General features: G+C 40.0%; 14 protein-coding genes and 3 tRNA genes. 5 read left to right on the top strand and 12 right to left on the bottom strand.

The window, feature by feature from the left end; translation table 11 throughout:
- Window positions 1-29: 29 nt before the first annotated feature.
- The 10 genes from L2735_RS01080 to L2735_RS01035 form a co-directional block, all read right to left on the bottom strand.
- On the bottom strand, window positions 30-623 hold the full coding sequence (locus L2735_RS01080; protein ID WP_248982945.1) for an HAD-IB family hydrolase: 594 nt from the start codon (window positions 621-623) through the stop codon (window positions 30-32).
- Window positions 624-738: 115 nt separating this feature from the next.
- Entirely contained in the window at window positions 739-2610 is a 1872-nt protein-coding gene (locus L2735_RS01075) for a SurA N-terminal domain-containing protein (RefSeq protein ID WP_248982944.1), read from the bottom strand.
- A 221-nt stretch (window positions 2611-2831) separates the two neighbouring features.
- The gene (locus L2735_RS01070) at window positions 2832-3104 is read right to left on the bottom strand and encodes an HU family DNA-binding protein (protein ID WP_055023877.1); all 273 of its coding nucleotides are present in this window, start codon (window positions 3102-3104) and stop codon (window positions 2832-2834) included.
- A 265-nt stretch (window positions 3105-3369) separates the two neighbouring features.
- On the bottom strand, window positions 3370-5721 hold the full coding sequence (gene lon / locus L2735_RS01065) for an endopeptidase La (RefSeq protein ID WP_248982943.1): 2352 nt from the start codon (window positions 5719-5721) through the stop codon (window positions 3370-3372).
- A 130-nt stretch (window positions 5722-5851) separates the two neighbouring features.
- A complete protein-coding gene (clpX, locus tag L2735_RS01060) occupies window positions 5852-7132 on the bottom strand; it encodes an ATP-dependent protease ATP-binding subunit ClpX (protein ID WP_153916033.1) in 1281 nt (426 codons plus the stop codon).
- Between the two features lie 129 nt (window positions 7133-7261).
- Window positions 7262-7873 carry an ATP-dependent Clp endopeptidase proteolytic subunit ClpP gene (clpP, locus tag L2735_RS01055; protein ID WP_153916032.1) on the bottom strand — a complete coding sequence of 204 codons (612 nt, stop codon included), beginning with the start codon at window positions 7871-7873 and terminating at the stop codon, window positions 7262-7264.
- Between the two features lie 88 nt (window positions 7874-7961).
- Complete coding sequence (gene tig, locus L2735_RS01050) at window positions 7962-9266, bottom strand: trigger factor (RefSeq protein WP_153916031.1); 1305 nt, start codon at window positions 9264-9266, stop codon at window positions 7962-7964.
- A 284-nt stretch (window positions 9267-9550) separates the two neighbouring features.
- Window positions 9551-9626: transfer RNA gene (locus tag L2735_RS01045), tRNA-His, on the bottom strand.
- Window positions 9627-9633: 7 nt separating this feature from the next.
- Window positions 9634-9710, bottom strand: a tRNA-Arg gene (locus L2735_RS01040).
- Between the two features lie 109 nt (window positions 9711-9819).
- A tRNA-Pro gene (locus L2735_RS01035) sits at window positions 9820-9896 on the bottom strand.
- A gap of 255 nt (window positions 9897-10151) precedes the next feature.
- Between L2735_RS01035 and folD the strand changes: the two genes are divergently transcribed.
- Complete coding sequence (gene folD / locus L2735_RS01030; RefSeq protein WP_248982942.1) at window positions 10152-11006, top strand: bifunctional methylenetetrahydrofolate dehydrogenase/methenyltetrahydrofolate cyclohydrolase FolD; 855 nt, start codon at window positions 10152-10154, stop codon at window positions 11004-11006.
- A gap of 166 nt (window positions 11007-11172) precedes the next feature.
- Here folD and cysS read toward each other — a convergent pair whose 3' ends face one another.
- A complete protein-coding gene (cysS, locus tag L2735_RS01025) occupies window positions 11173-12555 on the bottom strand; it encodes a cysteine--tRNA ligase (protein WP_248982941.1) in 1383 nt (460 codons plus the stop codon).
- Between the two features lie 142 nt (window positions 12556-12697).
- Here cysS and L2735_RS01020 point away from each other — a divergent pair, with 142 nt between their 5' ends.
- Window positions 12698-13192, top strand: coding sequence for a peptidylprolyl isomerase (locus tag L2735_RS01020; RefSeq protein ID WP_248982940.1), 495 nt, complete (start codon window positions 12698-12700; stop codon window positions 13190-13192).
- Window positions 13193-13198: 6 nt separating this feature from the next.
- Window positions 13199-13921 (top strand): UDP-2,3-diacylglucosamine diphosphatase, encoded by a 723-nt coding sequence (locus L2735_RS01015; protein WP_248982939.1) that lies wholly within the window; start codon window positions 13199-13201, stop codon window positions 13919-13921.
- Window positions 13922-14097: 176 nt separating this feature from the next.
- Here the strand turns inward: L2735_RS01015 and miaE are convergent, their stop codons facing one another.
- Window positions 14098-14850: a tRNA isopentenyl-2-thiomethyl-A-37 hydroxylase MiaE gene (gene miaE / locus L2735_RS01010; protein ID WP_248982938.1), complete on the bottom strand. Its 753-nt coding sequence runs from the start codon at window positions 14848-14850 to the stop codon at window positions 14098-14100.
- 325 nt (window positions 14851-15175) lie between these two features.
- Between miaE and L2735_RS01005 the strand changes: the two genes are divergently transcribed.
- Both L2735_RS01005 and L2735_RS01000 read left to right on the top strand, forming a co-directional pair.
- Window positions 15176-15772 carry a Yip1 family protein gene (locus L2735_RS01005; protein ID WP_248982937.1) on the top strand — a complete coding sequence of 199 codons (597 nt, stop codon included), beginning with the start codon at window positions 15176-15178 and terminating at the stop codon, window positions 15770-15772.
- A 153-nt stretch (window positions 15773-15925) separates the two neighbouring features.
- The gene (locus L2735_RS01000) at window positions 15926-16909 is read left to right on the top strand and encodes a glucosaminidase domain-containing protein (protein ID WP_248982936.1); all 984 of its coding nucleotides are present in this window, start codon (window positions 15926-15928) and stop codon (window positions 16907-16909) included.
- Window positions 16910-16994: the final 85 nt, after the last annotated feature.

Below are 16994 nucleotides of genomic sequence, written 5' to 3'. Positions count from 1 at the left end.
GAACTGAGCGGCCGCACTGCATAGCTGATTTAAGCAGTCATTTTATTCCAGCAAAAATAGGCTTCATCTGCTAATGCCAGTAATTGAGAATCTTCTTCAGTATCACCGTAAGCATAAACTTTATCAAAGCTGCTTAATCGATATCGTTGCTTTACTCTGTGCGCTTTTTCGTGAGCACTGCAATCACCATTGATATATCGCCCAGTTAACAGCCCATCACGGGACTCTAATTGAGCACAAATAAGCTCAACATTGTGCTCAGTGCACCAAGGTATTAAATAAGCATCAAGTGATGCAGACACAACGACGATTAAATCACCTTGTTGCTTATGCCACTCTAAGCGCTTTTTAGCTTCAGGTTTTATAACAGCATTTAATGTCGCTGCGTATTTTTGTCCTTGGATAAACACTTCACTTTGCTTTCGACGATAAAAACCTAAACGGCTTATAATAGTGCGAATGGTTGAGCCACCCATCAACTTACGTTTATAAAGTAAAATGAGAGGCAGTAAAAAGGGATAACAAATAATGATGCGCCATTTAGGCACACTGAAATGAATAAATGGCGTGTAGGTATCGATTTCAGTAATGGTGCCATCAAAATCAAATAGCGCAATATTCATGAAGTTCCTTCTACATGAGTAACGTAATAAGCTTATTTACGATATATCTAAAAATGAAATATAAAAAAGCCAAGGTTTCCCTTGGCTTTATACTGATATCTAGTTAACTGAGAAATTATTCAGCGACAGGATACTCAATTTTTGCTTGTGCTTTTAATGCATCAATTACAGAGCGGTAATCAGCTTCGCTGAATTGAGGAGCTAGACGTTGCTTGATGCTATCAAGCACGTTGCTATCAATACCTTCTGCGGCATTAACCTTATCTAAGGCAATCACTGCAAAACCATTTGCTAAAGCAGCTGTGTCAAACGAAACGCCACTTGCTTCAGGAGCTGGCATTTGGAACGCTTTAGTGGTGATTGCTTGATCAATATCTTGGCTAAAGCGCGCCAATTGTGCTTTAGTCTGAATAGTGACTTCAGAGATCTCGTTACCCGCTTTAAGCTCTGCTAAGTAATCGTTCGCTTTTTCGCTTGCTTGAAGGTTAGCTTTATCTTGAACTAAGCGAGCCTCGATACCTGCTTTTACCTCACTTAGAGGTAAAGTGCCTGCATCTTGATGCTTAAGCAGACGAATAACAACAACGTGATTTGGCTCAAGCTCAATCACTTCACTGTTCATGCCACTACCGATAACATCATCAGAAAATGCTGCACGGACTAAAGCAGGCTTATTCAAGTTTGCAGGTGCATTATCACGAGAGAATAACGAAGTAGATTGCACTTCAACGTTTAACGCTTGCGCTGTTTCATCTAACGTGTCAGGTACTTCGTAACTTGTATCAGCTAAGATGCTTTGTAAGCTATAGAATTCATCAACGGCTTTCTTGTTTTTAAGATCAGCAACAATCTTATCTTGAACGTCATCAAATGGTGCTGCCGCGCCAGACTGAACATCAAGTAGCTTGATAATATGGTAACCAAACTCACTCTTAACAACGTCTGAATAGTCACCTTGATCAAGCTCAAATAAAGCCGCATCAAATGCAGGGTCCATTACACCTTGCTCAAACCAGTCAAGTTGACCGCCTTGCTCAGCACTGAATTGATCATCAGAATCCGTTTTAGCCACTTCAGCAAAGTCTTCACCCGCTTGTAACTTCGCTAAACTTGCAGTCGCTTTTGCTTCATCATCGCTATCATCACCAGAAGCAAATAAGATATGTGCAGCTAAGCGCTTTTCAGGCGTCTGGTACTGTTGCTTGTTTTCTTCGTAGTAAGCACGAGCGTCTTCAACACTAGCATCAATACCTTCAGCGATTTTAGCTACATTTAACTCAACGTATTCTAAACTCACTTTTTCTTGATCCATAAACTGCATCAAGTTGCTGTCATAGTAGTTTTTAATCTCTTCATCAGAGATTGAAGCAGAAGCTAAGTAAGGCGCTGAATCTACAACTAAGTAGCGAATATCACGAGTTTGACCTTGAACTTCGGCTAATTGCTTAGCTTCACCGTCTAATACAAACTCAGTCCCCACTAACGCAGTCAACAACTGACGACGAGTCATGTCAGTACGCATCATATTTCTGAAGCTAGTCGTTTGGTAGCCTAACTGACGTAGTACCGCTAAATAACGATCATTATCAAACACGCCATCCGTTTGGAAAGCAGGTTCATTAACAATCGCTTGTCTAATTTGGTCATCAGAAACACGTAAGCCTAAATCTTCTGCTGCTTGAGTCATTAGTTTGTCAGCAATCAGACGGTCTAATACATTTTGCTTGATACCATTCATGTAGTTATCATCAGCAGATAATGCATCAAACATTTCACCTAGTTGTTGCTCTAAGCGGCCACGTTCGTTTTGATAAGCTTGTTCTAGTTCATTTGCAGTAATGTCGTCACCATTAACTACAGCGACAGCAACTTCTGTTGAAGTGCCTAGGTAACTACTTACACCTGCAAATGCGAACGAAAGAATCACTAGCACTAAAATACTTTTAGCAATAACGCCTTGTGAACCTTCGCGAATTTTTTCTAACATCTGAATTCTCGCTTGTTGCGATTAAAAAAATAAAAAGGCGCACCACTTGGGGATGCGCCTTCTTGTAATTTATGTGGAGTTATCAGACGCTACCTCGGGTATGACCCAATTCCTCCGAATATCAAAACTAACTAAGTTTTTTCTGATATTTCTTTCGCAAAAAGCACTGTCAAAACAGTGCTTTCTACAAATGCCTTACAAAAGGCAACGATATTAACTATTTAGTTAACAGCGTCTTTTAGAGCTTTACCAGCTTTGAATGCTGGAATGTTTGCTGCTGCAATTTTGATTTCCGCACCAGTTTGTGGGTTACGGCCAGTACGTTCTGCACGTTGACGTACTTCAAAAGTACCAAAACCAACTAGAGAAATTTTATCGCCTTCTTTAAGTGCTTCAGTAACAGCACCAATGAAAGAATCTAATGCACGGCCAGCGCCAGCTTTAGAAATGTCAGCACCAGAAGCGATTTTCTCGATTAGTTCAGATTTGTTCATGTCATCCCCTTGAATGTTTATTTTCGCGCCGCAACCAAATCCGTCTTTAGAGCGGTCTGCGGAGGCTTTTTGTTATAAGTTTGATACCACACCAAACTTAATTGGAAAACCAAAAAAAATGTACTTGGATACAGCTCAAAGTCAGTTGCGCCAAGGGTTTGGTGCTAACTGACTCTCCACTTATCTAGGCTACCACAGCTTTAGCGTTTGTTAAGCCCCTTTTTTCACTTTTTTTAGGTTCAAAGCAACTTTTTTTGTTGTTTAGCTACTTTTTAACCACTTCAAAGCCCTTTACAGGCCTTTCTAGTGCTAGTTCAAGCACTTCATCAACCCATCTTACTGGGTGAATTTTAAGATCTGCAATAACATTCGCTGGAATTTCTTCCAAGTCACGTTCATTTTCTTTAGGAATAAGAACAACTTTTATACCACCACGATGTGCCGCAAGTAACTTTTCTTTTAAACCACCAATAGGAAGTACTTCACCGCGAAGGGTAATTTCACCGGTCATTGCCACATCACTTTTAACAGGGTTACCCGTTAAACTTGAAACAAGTGCTGTACACATTGCGGCACCTGCTGATGGGCCATCTTTAGGTGTTGCCCCTTCAGGTACGTGGACGTGAATATCACGTTTCTCGTAAAAGTCAGCGTTAATACCTAATTGCTCCGCACGTGCTCTTACTACTGTCATAGCAGCTTGAATCGACTCTTGCATCACATCACCAAGTGAACCGGTATACGCAAGCTTACCTTTACCTGACACTGATGTTGCTTCAATGGTTAACAGATCACCACCAACTTGAGTCCATGCAAGACCAGTCACTTGACCAATTTGGTTATTTGACTCTGCTTTACCGTAATCAAAACGCTGCACTCCAAGGAATGACTTCAAGTTGTCTTGATTCACCTCTACAGTCTTAACGGACTTGTCCAATAAAATCATTTTAACGACTTTACGACATACCTTAGATAGTTCACGCTCTAATGAACGAACACCAGCTTCACGAGTGTAATAACGGATCATGCCGATAATGGCACTATCATCGATATTAATTTCTTTAGGTTTTAGACCATTGCGCTCAACTTGCTTAGTCAACAAATGCTTCTTAGCTATATTCAGTTTTTCATCTTCGGTATAACCCGATAAACGAATCACTTCCATACGGTCTAATAACGGTCCTGGAATATCCATTGAATTAGACGTCGCAACAAACATCACATCAGATAAATCGTAATCGACTTCTAAATAATGGTCGTTAAACGCTGAATTTTGCTCTGGGTCAAGTACCTCAAGCAATGCTGATGATGGATCACCACGCATATCAGAGCTCATCTTATCAATTTCATCTAATAAGAATAATGGGTTTTTCACGCCCACTTTCGCCATTTTTTGAATCACTTTACCTGGCATTGAACCAATGTAAGTACGACGGTGCCCACGGATTTCCGCTTCATCACGCACTCCACCTAAGGCAACACGAACATACTTACGCCCTGTTGCTTTAGCAATAGACTGACCTAATGAAGTTTTACCTACACCCGGTGGACCAACTAAACACAGGATTGGTCCCTTAAGCTGCTTAACGCGGCTTTGAACAGCAAGGTATTCAAGAATACGTTCTTTAACTTTTTCTAAACCATGATGGTCGGTATCTAAAATTTCTTCAGCTTTAGATAAGTCACGCTTAATTTTAGAACGTTGGCTCCAAGGCACTGACGTCATCCAATCAACATAGCTTCTCACCACTGTTGCTTCGGCAGACATTGGTGACATCATTTTTAACTTATTAAGCTCAGCTTCAGCTTTTTCTTTCGCTTCAGCTGGCATTTTAGCTTCTTCAATCTTGCGACCGAGTACTTCAAACTCGTCTTGACCTTCATCAAGATCGCCAAGTTCTTTTTGAATGGCTTTCATTTGCTCATTCAAATAGTACTCACGCTGACTTTTTTCCATCTGCTTTTTAACGCGGCCTCGGATGCGTTTTTCAACTTGTAACAAGTCAATTTCGCCTTCCATCATCGCCATTAAGTATTCAAGACGTTCGCCAACGTTGATCATTTCAAGTACAGATTGCTTGTCTTCTAACTTAAGCGGCATATGGGCAGCCATAGTGTCAGCAAGACGCGCAGCTTCTTCAATACCGGTTAATGAAGTCAGTACTTCTGGTGGGATCTTTTTATTAAGCTTGATGTAACCTTCAAACTGGCTGATAGCACTACGAACGAGTACTTCTTCTTCTTTCTCAGCAAGTTGTTCAGACTCTAAGTATTGTGCAGTTGCGACGAAGAATTCTTCTTCTTGGGTGTACTTGTCAACTTTTGCACGCTGACCACCTTCGACTAATACTTTTACTGTTCCGTCTGGCAATTTAAGTAATTGCAGAATTGACGCCACTGTACCAATTTCGAAAATATCGTCTTTTGTTGGCTCGTCTAAATCAGCTTCTTTCTGTGCGACCAATAAAATTTGTTTATCTTGTTCCATTGCCGATTCTAAACATCGAATTGATTTCTCTCGTCCGACGAATAACGGAATTACCATATGGGGATAAACCACTACATCTCGAAGTGGTAGCACGGGGAGTTCGATATGCGCTTCACGCTCTTGGGTCATAGTTCGATTCCGTTTGATGAATGGATTTTATAATCAGTATATTGGGATGTTTCTTGATCTTTCAATGGCTAATACGAAAAAAGGAGCCCAATGGACTCCTTATTTTTCATAAACAGCTAAAAGCGTCTATTTATTGTTCACCACCAGCGACTTGGCTGTCAGTGTTTTCATAAATCAGGATAGGCGCAGACTCACCTTTAACAACTGATTCATCAACAACAGCTTTAATCACACCTTCCTCAGAAGGAATGTCATACATGGTATCTAATAAGATATCTTCGATGATAGAGCGTAAACCACGAGCACCGGTTTTGCGTGTCATTGCTTTGTGAGCAATGGCTTTAAGCGCATCTTCACGGAACTCTAACTCAACACCTTCCATCTCAAACAAAGCACCGTACTGTTTAGTCAGTGCATTTTTAGGCTGAGATAAAATTTGTACTAAAGCAGATTCATCTAACTCAGTCAGCGTAGCCACAACAGGTAAACGACCAATAAACTCAGGGATTAAACCAAACTTAATTAAATCTTCTGGTTCAACTTTACCAAGCGTTTGTGAAATCGTTGTTTTGTCAGCTTCACCTTTAACTTCTGCACCGAAACCGATACCAGTACCCGTTAAGCCACGTTGTTCAATCACTTTTTCAAGCCCAGCGAACGCACCACCACAGATAAATAAGATTTTAGAGGTATCTACCTGTAAAAACTCTTGCTGAGGATGCTTACGGCCACCTTGCGGAGGAACTGAAGCCACTGTGCCTTCAATCAGTTTCAATAACGCCTGCTGAACACCTTCACCAGACACATCACGTGTAATTGAAGGGTTATCAGATTTACGGCTAATCTTATCGATCTCATCAATGTAAACAATACCACGTTCAGCTTTCTCAACGTCGTAATCACATTTCTGAAGTAGCTTTTGAATGATGTTTTCTACATCTTCACCAACATAACCCGCTTCGGTTAATGTTGTAGCGTCAGCCATGGTGAATGGTACATCTAAAGAACGTGCTAGCGTTTCAGCTAATAACGTTTTACCACTACCTGTTGGACCGATAAGCAAAATATTACTTTTACCTAACTCGACGCCTTCAATGGGCGTGCCATTACGTAATCGTTTATAATGGTTATAAACCGCTACCGACAACACTTTTTTGGCCTGATTTTGGCCAATTACGTAATCATCTAAATGCGTACGTAATTCATGTGGCGACGGTAACTTATCTTGATCGCGCTTAGGCGATATTTCTTTGATTTCTTCGCGAATAATGTCATTGCATAGCTCGACACACTCGTCACAAACATATACTGAAGGTCCAGCGATTAGCTTTCTAACTTCATGTTGGCTTTTTCCGCAAAAAGAGCAGTACAGTAGTTTGCCACTGTCACCGGTACTTTTGTTATCGCCCATTACCCTACCTCTGTTACAGCCTGTTCACTGTTTTCAAAAAAACACCTGTGCATTTATTGTGCAACACAGGAACAGTCAAATATTTTTTATACGCTATTCATCACAGAATAGCGTACTCAGGCCTAAAGATCAGCTACGCTTTTCAAAAACTGAATCAACTAAACCATAATCAGCTGCTTCTTGCGCACTCATAAAGTTATCTCGGTCAGTATCACGCTCGATAACGTCTAATGGTTGGCCAGTATGTTCAGCTAACATTTCGTTTAATTTATTCTTAATGCCTAAGATTTCTTGAGCATGAATTGCGATGTCAGATGCTTGGCCTTGGAAACCACCAAGTGGTTGATGGATCATCACACGTGAATTCGGTAAACAATGACGCTTACCTTCTGCACCACCTGCTAATAAGAATGCTCCCATGCTACATGCTTGACCAATACAAACAGTACTGACATTTGGCTTAATAAATTGCATGGTATCGTAAATTGCCATACCCGCAGTGACTGAACCACCTGGCGAGTTGATGTAGATAGAAATATCTTTATCTGGGCTTTCTGATTCTAGGAACAATAGTTGCGCCACGATCAAGTTAGCCATGTGCTCTTCCACTTGGCCAACCAAGAAAATTACTCGCTCTTTTAATAAACGAGAGTAAATATCATATGAACGCTCACCTTTAGCCGTTTGTTCAACAACCATAGGTACAAGAGCATTGAGTACAGATTCTGGCGCTTTATGCATTTTATGCTTCCCTAAAATAAAAATGGCTCGTATGAGGAACCTCATACGAGCCATTAAATGGCGAACCGCCAATCAAGTCAAGCGATGGTTACGCTTTACCTGTTGCCTTGTTCATAAATTCTTCAAATTCGACATCTTTTAGTGTCACTTTTGCAGATTTTAATAAAACTTCAACAGCTTGCTCTTCAAGCGCTACGTTGCGCATGTTTTGCATAAGCTCTTTGTTGCCATTGTAGTATTCAACAACTTCACTTGGATCTTCGTATGCAGAAGCCATTGAAGCGATAAGACCTTGAACACGTTCGTCTTCAGCTTGAAGTTCGTTAGTTTTGATAACTTCACCAAGAAGTAAACCAACTTTAACACGACGCTCAGCTTGTTCTGTGAATAAATCAGCAGGTAGCTCAGGCATGTTTTCAGTTTGACCACCAAAACGTTGCATAGCTTGTTGACGAAGTACATTAACTTCACCATCAACTAATGCTGAAGGAATAGTGATTTCGTTAGCTGATAATAAGCCTTCGATAACTTGTTCTTTCACATTTGCTTTAAGCGCTTGCTCAAGTTCACGAGTCATGTTTTTACGGATTTCAGCTTTAAGTGCTTCTAGGCCACCTTCAGCGATACCGAATAAAGAAGCGAACTCATCGTTTACTTCTGGTAATTCTGCAGCTTGAACTTCAGTAAGCGTAATAACGAACTTAGCCGCTTTACCTTTTAAGTTTTCTGCATGGTAATCTTCTGGGAACGTCACTTCGATTTCGAATTCGTCGCCAGCTTTATGACCGATAACACCCGCTTCAAAACCTGGGATCATACGGTTGCTACCAAGTTCTAGTTCGAAGTCATCAGCTTTTCCGCCTTCAAACTCTTCACCGTCTACAGAACCTACGAAGTTCATTTTAGCTTTATTGCCTTCTTCAGCAGCAGTTTCAACTACAGCGAATGTAGCGTGTTGCTTGCGAAGCGTTTCAATCATAGTGTCAACGTCAGCGTCATTAACTTCAGCTTGTGGTTGCTCAACTTCGATTGCATCTAAGCCAGTTAATTCAACTTCTGGGTAGATTTCGAAAGTGGCAACGAATACGAAGTTTTCGCCTTCAGTTTCGCCTGGAGCAAAAACTGGCGCGCCAGCTGGGTTTAATTTTTCAGCCATGATCGCTTCAATGAAGTTGCGTTGCATCACTTCACCAGTTACGTCTTGACGAATTGCAGCGCCGTAACGTTGGTTGATCACTGAAACTGGTACTTTACCAGGACGGAAACCTGAAATCTTTGCACGTTTCGCTTCACGTAATAAGTTGTCTTTAACTAATTTCTCAATTTGTTCAGCAGGAACAGAAATTGTTAGGCGACGTTCTAGGCCTTGAGTTGTTTCAACAGAAACTTGCATTGTTTTACCTCGAAATATGTCTGACGTCCTTTGTAATAGTCGAAAGCTCAACTATTAAATATTCGTTTCTTGATGTTTAATGTTTACTAATAAAAGTGCGATACAGCAGCTTTTCAGCGCCATTACCCGTAGTAATTCGTATTAGATATTTATCAAGACGCGACATTATAGCGACGGTTTACTGCGGAGTCGAGTGTGAAAATGGGGTAAAATCGGGATTTTAGGCATAAAAAAAGCGACCTAAGGTCGCTTTCTCTACAATCGTGCATTTTTAATGCAAAAATTGGGGTGACTGATGGGGCTCGAACCCACGACAACCGGAATCACAATCCGGGGCTCTACCAACTGAGCTACAATCACCATAATTTGGTACGCCACTCAGGATTCGAACCTGAGACCCACGCCTTAGAAGGGCGTTGCTCTATCCAGCTGAGCTAGTGGCGCATGGTTTACAAATTTAATCTGTATAACCTGCTAGCTTGATAAACTGATTTGGTGTTCAATTTATGCTTTCAAGCTTATTCGCAAAGCTTGAGCTTTACAAATATAAAATTGGTCGGTGATAGAGGATTCGAACCTCTGACCCTCTCGTCCCAAACGAGATGCGCTACCGGGCTGCGCTAATCACCGAGATGTCTGTAACAAATAAGGTTTAAGTTAATACTTAGCGGCTTATCTGCGAGAACGGAGCGCATATTAACGAGTCACTTTACTATCGTCAACGATTTTTTTTGCATTCTGGTTCAGCTGCTGTTTTTACAAACAAAAAATTCTGTTTTTAATAAATCGTTTAGGCATTATTCATGACATGACTATGGCTGACTGGTAGAATACGCCTCGTTAAAATTCATCTTAATCGCGCCATATAAAGGAAACTATACACTCATGACGGCCCAAAATATTGATGGCAAAGCGATAGCTCAATCTATTAGAACCACATTAAAAGAAAAAGTGTTGGTACGTAAAGCAGCTGGTAAGCGAGTACCAGGTCTTGCGGTGATTCTTGTGGGCGCTGATGCTGCATCACAGGTATATGTTGGTAGCAAACGCCGAGCATGTGAAGAAGTAGGCTTTGAGTCATATTCTTATGATTTAGAGACGACAACCACTGAAACAGAATTATTAGCGTTAATTGATCAATGTAATGAAGACCCTAAAATCGATGGTATTTTAGTGCAGTTACCTTTACCTGATCACATTGAAGACTCGAAAGTCATCGAGCGCATTAGACCAGATAAAGATGTGGACGGATTCCATCCATATAATGTCGGTAGATTAGCCCAGCGCATCCCAGTGCTGCGTTCATGTACGCCAAAAGGCATTATTACTTTAATCAAATCTACTGGAATTGATACCTACGGACTGGATGCCACTATTGTTGGCGCATCAAACATTGTAGGTCGTCCAATGACGTTAGAGTTATTGCTTGCTGGTTGCACAACCACTACATGTCATCGTTTTACTAAAAACCTTGAACAAAAAGTTCGCCAAGCTGATTTGCTGGTAGTCGCAGTAGGTAAACCAGGGTTCATACCTGGCGATTGGATTAAGCCTGGCGCTATTGTGATTGATGTGGGTATCAACCGACTAGAAAGCGGTAAGCTTGTTGGTGATGTAGAGTTTGATATCGCAGCTGAAAAAGCGGCATTTATCACACCTGTACCAGGTGGCGTGGGTCCAATGACCATTGCAAGTCTGCTTGAAAATACCCTGTATGCAGCCGAGCAATACCACGACTAATTAAAGTCTATTGAGTCATGATGAATATTTAAGCCTTATAAAGCTTTACTAAACCAGTCACTGACACAAAAAAGCCTGCAAATTTGCAGGCTTTTTATTTTGCTAAATTAGCGACTTATTAAATCAACTTATAAAGATGCTGAATTCATCGCTCCCTTATTAAGTCTTAAGACTTTTTACGCCAAGTCGTGCCTTCTTCGCCGTCTTCTAAGACAACATTTAACGCATTAAGTCTGTCACGAGCAGCATCAGCAGCTGGCCAGTCTTTTTCAGTACGGGCGCGATTACGTTCAACAATTAACGCTTCGATTTCGGCCACTTCGTCATCACTGCCCTCACCTTGGAAGTAAGCATCAACATCACGATTAATTAAACCTAAAACATCTGTTAATGATTTTAAGCTAACGCCTAAAGCACTCGCTTGTGCCATATCAACTAGTTTTAAACGATTAATTTCACGTACCATTTCAAAAACCACTGAATAGGCTTCAGGCGTATTGAAATCATCATCCATTGCTGTTTTAAATTTAGCAATAAACTCTTCAGCAGGGGCAGCAGCGACAGTCAAATCTAAGCCTTTTAGAGAGGTATAAATACGCTCAAGAGCCGATTTTGCTTGCTTTAAATTATCCTCTGAATAGTTCAGTTGACTACGATAATGACCAGATAATAAGAAATAACGCACTGTTTCAGGATCGTAGTGAGCTAAAACATCACGAATCGTAAAGAAGTTACCTAACGACTTAGACATTTTCTCTTTATCAACCATCACCATACCGGTGTGCATCCAATAGTTAACGTATTGTGTGCCGTGGGCGCAGCATGATTGCGCAATTTCATTTTCATGATGTGGGAACTGTAAATCGCTACCTCCGCCATGAATATCAAAGTGATTACCTAAATGTTTGCTATTCATCGCTGAACATTCAATGTGCCAGCCTGGACGGCCTGGTCCCCATGGAGATTCCCAAGTTGGTTCTCCTGGCTTTGACATTTTCCACAATACGAAGTCCATCGGGTCGCGTTTCGTATCTTCTACTTCTACACGTGCGCCAGCTTGGAGCTGTTCAAGATTTTGACCAGATAAACGTCCGTACTCAGCATATGAAGATACACTAAACAATACATCACCGCTTTCTGACACATAAGCGTGGTCTTTAGCAATAAGTGTTTGCACCATCTCGATGATTTCTTCAATGTGCAATGTTGCTCTTGGCTCAAAATCAGGACGCATCATATTGAGTGAGTCAAAATCATTGTGCATTTCGCCAATTAATCGCTCAGTTAATGAATCACAACTTTCATTATTTTCAGCAGCACGTTTAATGATTTTGTCATCGACGTCAGTAATATTACGCAGGTAATTCACTTCATAACCACGGTAACGCAAGTAACGAACAATCATATCGAAAGAAACAAAAGTACGACCATGACCAATATGACATAAATCGTATATGGTAATACCACATACATACATATCTATCTTGCCAGGGTTAATCGGCTTAAATTCTTGCTTTTCACGACTCATACTATTGTAAATTTTCAACATCGATGGTTCTCTTTTACTCATTTTAATACCAATATAATGGAGCCAAAGTCTACCATGAGCAACACTGTTTTGAACACTGCACTTTAAGCCTCACGTTAGATAAGTTAGAATCGCGCAACAATTTTTATCTAGGTATTTTAATATGATCACTTTGCACACAAACATGGGCGATATCAAAATTGCTCTTAATGCTGAAAAAGCACCTCTAACTGTTGAAAACTTCATCAAGTACGTTAAAGACGGTTTTTATGATGGCACTGTTTTTCACCGTGTAATTGATGGATTCATGGTTCAAGGTGGTGGTTTTACTGAAGATATGGTTCAGAAAACACCTAATGCTGCTATTAAAAATGAAGCAAACAACGGTTTATCAAACAAAGTTGGCACATTAGCAATGGCGCGTACTTCTGATCCGCATTCAGCAACGGCGCAATTTTTTATTAACGTTAGCGACAATACTTTCTTAGATCACAAAGCTGAAACTGGCCAAGGCTGGGGTTACTGTGTATTTGCTGAAGTGGTTGAAGGCTTCGATATTGTTGAAAAAATTAAAGCGGTAAGCACGGGTAACCGTGGTATGCATCAAGATGTACCACTGGAAGCTGTGGTAATCAACAGTGCTAGCATTGCTGAATAAGCAATAGTGCACACTGTATTTATGGGCGATTTGCACTTAAGTGCCGATCGTCCTGATATCTCCCAAGCCTTTATAGACTATCTCAACTCGGATTTATCTGACGTTGAGGCTATGTATATTATTGGTGATTTGTTTGAAGTATGGACCAGTGATGATATCGCTGACCCCTTTACCGACGACATAGCTGCGCATATCAAACAAGTTTCAAAGCGAATGCCAATTTACTTTATTCATGGCAATCGTGACTTTATGATAGGTAAAGAGTTTGCAGCTAAATCAGGTATGCAATTGCTACCTGAAATAAAAGTTCTCGATTTATATGGTGTTAAAACCGTAGTGCTTCATGGCGACAGCTTATGCACTTTAGATAAGTCTTACCAACGCTTCCGCCGCTTTAGAAACTCAGCAATCGTTAAATGGATTTATTGTCACTTACCAAAATCGACTCGACAAAAAATCGCTGCTGATATCAGGCATAAAAGCCAAAATGGAAATCAAGATAAAAGCTATGTCATCATGGATGTAGAACAGTCTGCCGTTGATGCTTTATTAAACGATACCCATAGCCAAAGAATGATCCACGGCCATACTCATCGCCCAGCTATTCATGAATTAGATGACAATAAGCAACGTATCGTCGTCGGCGACTGGTATGAGCAAGGTAGTATTTTGATTGTAAAAAAAGACAGTGCTGAATTACAGCAACTGCCCTTCTCTGCTAAAAAGTAATTAACTGAGTAGTTAATTAAATAAACCAATTATCCAAACTGCATCAATAATTAATTCTAAATACAACCCTTACAACTACCCCTAAAACTAATCCTAGATAATAATTTAGCAACTAAAATTTAGTAACTAGTCAAGCAGGTATTTCATCCCCCCTGATGTATAATTAAATCACTTTATTAAGCTGGGGTACCGCTGTGAAATTTAAAGTCTTCATCGGGTGATAAAATCAATTCAGCTTCTACTTTGGCAAAATGCGCGACGCGCTCACTGATATCTTTATTCGAGATTGACTCTGCAAGTGATAAATAATCTTGATAATGACGAGCTTCAGAGCGGAGCAAAGAGATATAAAACTTTTCTAAATCAGCATCAAGATGCGGCGCTAATTTGGCAAAACGCTCACAGGATCTTGCCTCAATAAATGCACCGATAATAAGCTTATCAACCAATGCATCAGGCTCGAAGGTTTTAACATGTTTCATCATCCCTTTAGCATAACGGCCAGCTTCTAAGAGTTCATAAGGCACATTCTTTTTATCCATTAACTCCATGACCTGATAAAAATGGTGTAACTCTTCCTTTATCAGCAGCACCATTTTATCTACTAAATCCTGTCCATAAGGGCAATTATCTCTAACTGTGACCTGTTTAGTGATATTACTTTTACCTTTTAAGCTTGTTAAACCGCCAACCCTTTTATAGGCAAACTCTTCATAAGGTTTCACCCATTCAGTTAATCGACTCGCACTTTCCTTATCTACTGCATATTTTCGTATCAAAAACATGGCACTTTGCGCCGCTTTAAGCTCGCAAAGTAAATGGTCTCGAAGAATTATCGATAAATTATCAGGATTACTCGCCATTTCTATCCAACTGTCAGGGGTTTCACATTTTAAAAAACGATAAATGGGCGCCAGTAATTGCTGCATTTTGTTCTAAACTTTTATAAGGGTTTGAACGTATTTTACCTGTGTTAAGGACTTTTCTACAGATAAAACACGATTAACCCTTGACGAATCGATGCTTATGTTCAATAAATAGTCTATACATCTTCGTAACAATAGTTGCTAAAGTTGTATTTCAATCTTCTTAAATGGATAAACTTCGAAAGGGATGAAGTTATTACTTAATGAGCTAGTGGTTAAGCGAGTTGAGTATGTGTAGGGCTGATTAAGTCGATTGATATATGGGGCTATGATCAGTTCGTCTGAAGTTTGGCGAGCTATGTATGAATGCTAAACAAGGATAATAAAAATGATACTAAATCACTTAATGGGGCTATACACTCATCCTAAACAAGAGTGGAAAACAATTGAACGTAATCACGAGGCAGTTAAAAGCAGTCTCAGTCATATCTTACTTATCGCATTAATTCCCGCAGTATGTAGCTTTATCGCAACAGCTTATATCGGTTGGCATCCTGCTAACGGAGAACCATTATTTCTCACACCACAAAGTGCGATGTTTATGTCTGTAGGGATGTATTTCGGTCTTATTGCAGGTGTCATGGCTCTCGCTTACTTATCTTTTTGGATGGCAAAAACATTTGATGCTTCTCCAACATTTACTCAAGCGTTAGAGTTAGCAGCCTATACAGCAACACCATTATTTATGGTGGGTATTGCTGTATTGTACCCAGTACTTTGGTTTATCATGCTCGTTGGTTTAGCTGGCTTAGCCTATTCGATTTACTTACTGTACGCAGGCGTGCCTATTATTATGAATATTCCTGAAGAAAAAGGCTTTATCTATGCCAGTTCAGTGGTTACTGCTGGATTAGTGTTATTAGTCGGATTAATGGGAAGCAGCGTTATTTTATGGAGCTTAGGTTTTGGCCCAATGATGCAATGATATTTTCTAGACTATAATTAAAGGCGCTTACGCGCCTTTTTTAATGTGTTTTCATTTCGTTTTACCAAATTCATTAATTAAAACCACTCATTTTGTCGCACTTACAATACGCTCAACGTTTACAAAAACTTGCAACAGTCTTTAGGATAAAATATGACCAAAAACACTTATCAAAAACTTCTCTTTGTGATCTTGTTGCTAGTTGGCTTATTTGCAATAAACCATTGGGTTAAATCTTCTAACCAAACTGATTTGGTTCAATCTTCCACTGATGCACAAATCACAGTTTCAGAAGTTGAGAAACCTTCATCAGCACTTTTAGAACCCAAATATATTAGCCTTAACTCCTTAGATGAGCTTGTCCAGCTGTTTAATTCCCTCAACTACAACACAGAAAGTTGGCAAGCGGGTGTGCGAGAAGTACCTAGACTCACCTTTGAAAGTGTTAGTGAAAAATGGCAGCAAACATCAAATGAAATACCAGTACAGCTTAAAAAAATGGTTTTCTTTAGATTGATGGCACCGTTAATTTTAATCAGTAATGAAAATATCACTATCGAAAGAAAAGTTGTAAAACAAGCTCAGTTGAATGATAAAGAGCTGATAGCAATTGCACAAAAATACCGAGTGATAAATGAATCAGTAGACGCTATCACTGATGAACAACGTCAGCAATTATTAAAACGAGTCGATATCATGCCTCCTTCACTTGTTCTCGCTCAAGCAGCTGAAGAAAGTGGCTGGGCAACATCACGATTTACCCTTGAAGGGAACGCATTCTTTGGGCAGTGGGATTTTAGTGGAAATGGCATGGTACCTAAACAGCAGCGCAAAGAATTAGGTAATTATGGTTTAGCGAGATTTGACACACCTCAAGCATCTGTTGAAGGCTATATGTTAAATATTAATACAAACGCTTCCTATATAAAGTTACGCGAGCTAAGAAGAGACTTAAGAGCTGATAAACAGCCAATAACAGGATTAGAGTTAGCTAACACCTTAGATAAATACTCTGAGCGTGGTCAAGCTTATATTGATGGTATCCAAGGGATGATCCGCTTCAATAAATTAGATCAAGTTGATGAGGCTTATTTAAGTGACGACGCACCAATTCATTTAATATCAGCTAATCAATAAATTCATAATCAGGTGATGGATTACCACTAAAAACAAAAATGCCAGAGCTTTCGCTCTGGCATTTCTTTATCTAAACAAAAGCTAT

This window comes from Shewanella olleyana (assembly GCF_023283825.1).
In the GTDB taxonomy this organism is placed as follows: Bacteria; Pseudomonadota; Gammaproteobacteria; order Enterobacterales; family Shewanellaceae; genus Shewanella; species Shewanella olleyana.
This window is presented reverse-complemented; position numbering and strand designations above follow the sequence as displayed.

What these genes read in the sequence shown, in the direction of transcription:
- L2735_RS01080 (WP_248982945.1), bottom strand. Translation starts at nt 623, where the DNA reads ATGAATATTGCGCTATTTGATTTTGATGGCACCATTACTGAAATCGAT.
- L2735_RS01075 (WP_248982944.1), bottom strand. Translation starts at nt 2,610, where the DNA reads ATGTTAGAAAAAATTCGCGAAGGTTCACAAGGCGTTATTGCTAAAAGT.
- L2735_RS01070 (WP_055023877.1), bottom strand. Translation starts at nt 3,104, where the DNA reads ATGAACAAATCTGAACTAATCGAGAAAATCGCTTCTGGTGCTGACATT.
- lon (WP_248982943.1), bottom strand. Translation starts at nt 5,721, where the DNA reads ATGACCCAAGAGCGTGAAGCGCATATCGAACTCCCCGTGCTACCACTT.
- clpX (WP_153916033.1), bottom strand. Translation starts at nt 7,132, where the DNA reads ATGGGCGATAACAAAAGTACCGGTGACAGTGGCAAACTACTGTACTGC.
- clpP (WP_153916032.1), bottom strand. Translation starts at nt 7,873, where the DNA reads ATGCATAAAGCGCCAGAATCTGTACTCAATGCTCTTGTACCTATGGTT.
- tig (WP_153916031.1), bottom strand. Translation starts at nt 9,266, where the DNA reads ATGCAAGTTTCTGTTGAAACAACTCAAGGCCTAGAACGTCGCCTAACA.
- folD (WP_248982942.1), top strand. Translation starts at nt 10,152, where the DNA reads ATGACGGCCCAAAATATTGATGGCAAAGCGATAGCTCAATCTATTAGA.
- cysS (WP_248982941.1), bottom strand. Translation starts at nt 12,555, where the DNA reads ATGTTGAAAATTTACAATAGTATGAGTCGTGAAAAGCAAGAATTTAAG.
- L2735_RS01020 (WP_248982940.1), top strand. Translation starts at nt 12,698, where the DNA reads ATGATCACTTTGCACACAAACATGGGCGATATCAAAATTGCTCTTAAT.
- miaE (WP_248982938.1), bottom strand. Translation starts at nt 14,850, where the DNA reads ATGCAGCAATTACTGGCGCCCATTTATCGTTTTTTAAAATGTGAAACC.
- L2735_RS01005 (WP_248982937.1), top strand. Translation starts at nt 15,176, where the DNA reads ATGATACTAAATCACTTAATGGGGCTATACACTCATCCTAAACAAGAG.
- L2735_RS01000 (WP_248982936.1), top strand. Translation starts at nt 15,926, where the DNA reads ATGACCAAAAACACTTATCAAAAACTTCTCTTTGTGATCTTGTTGCTA.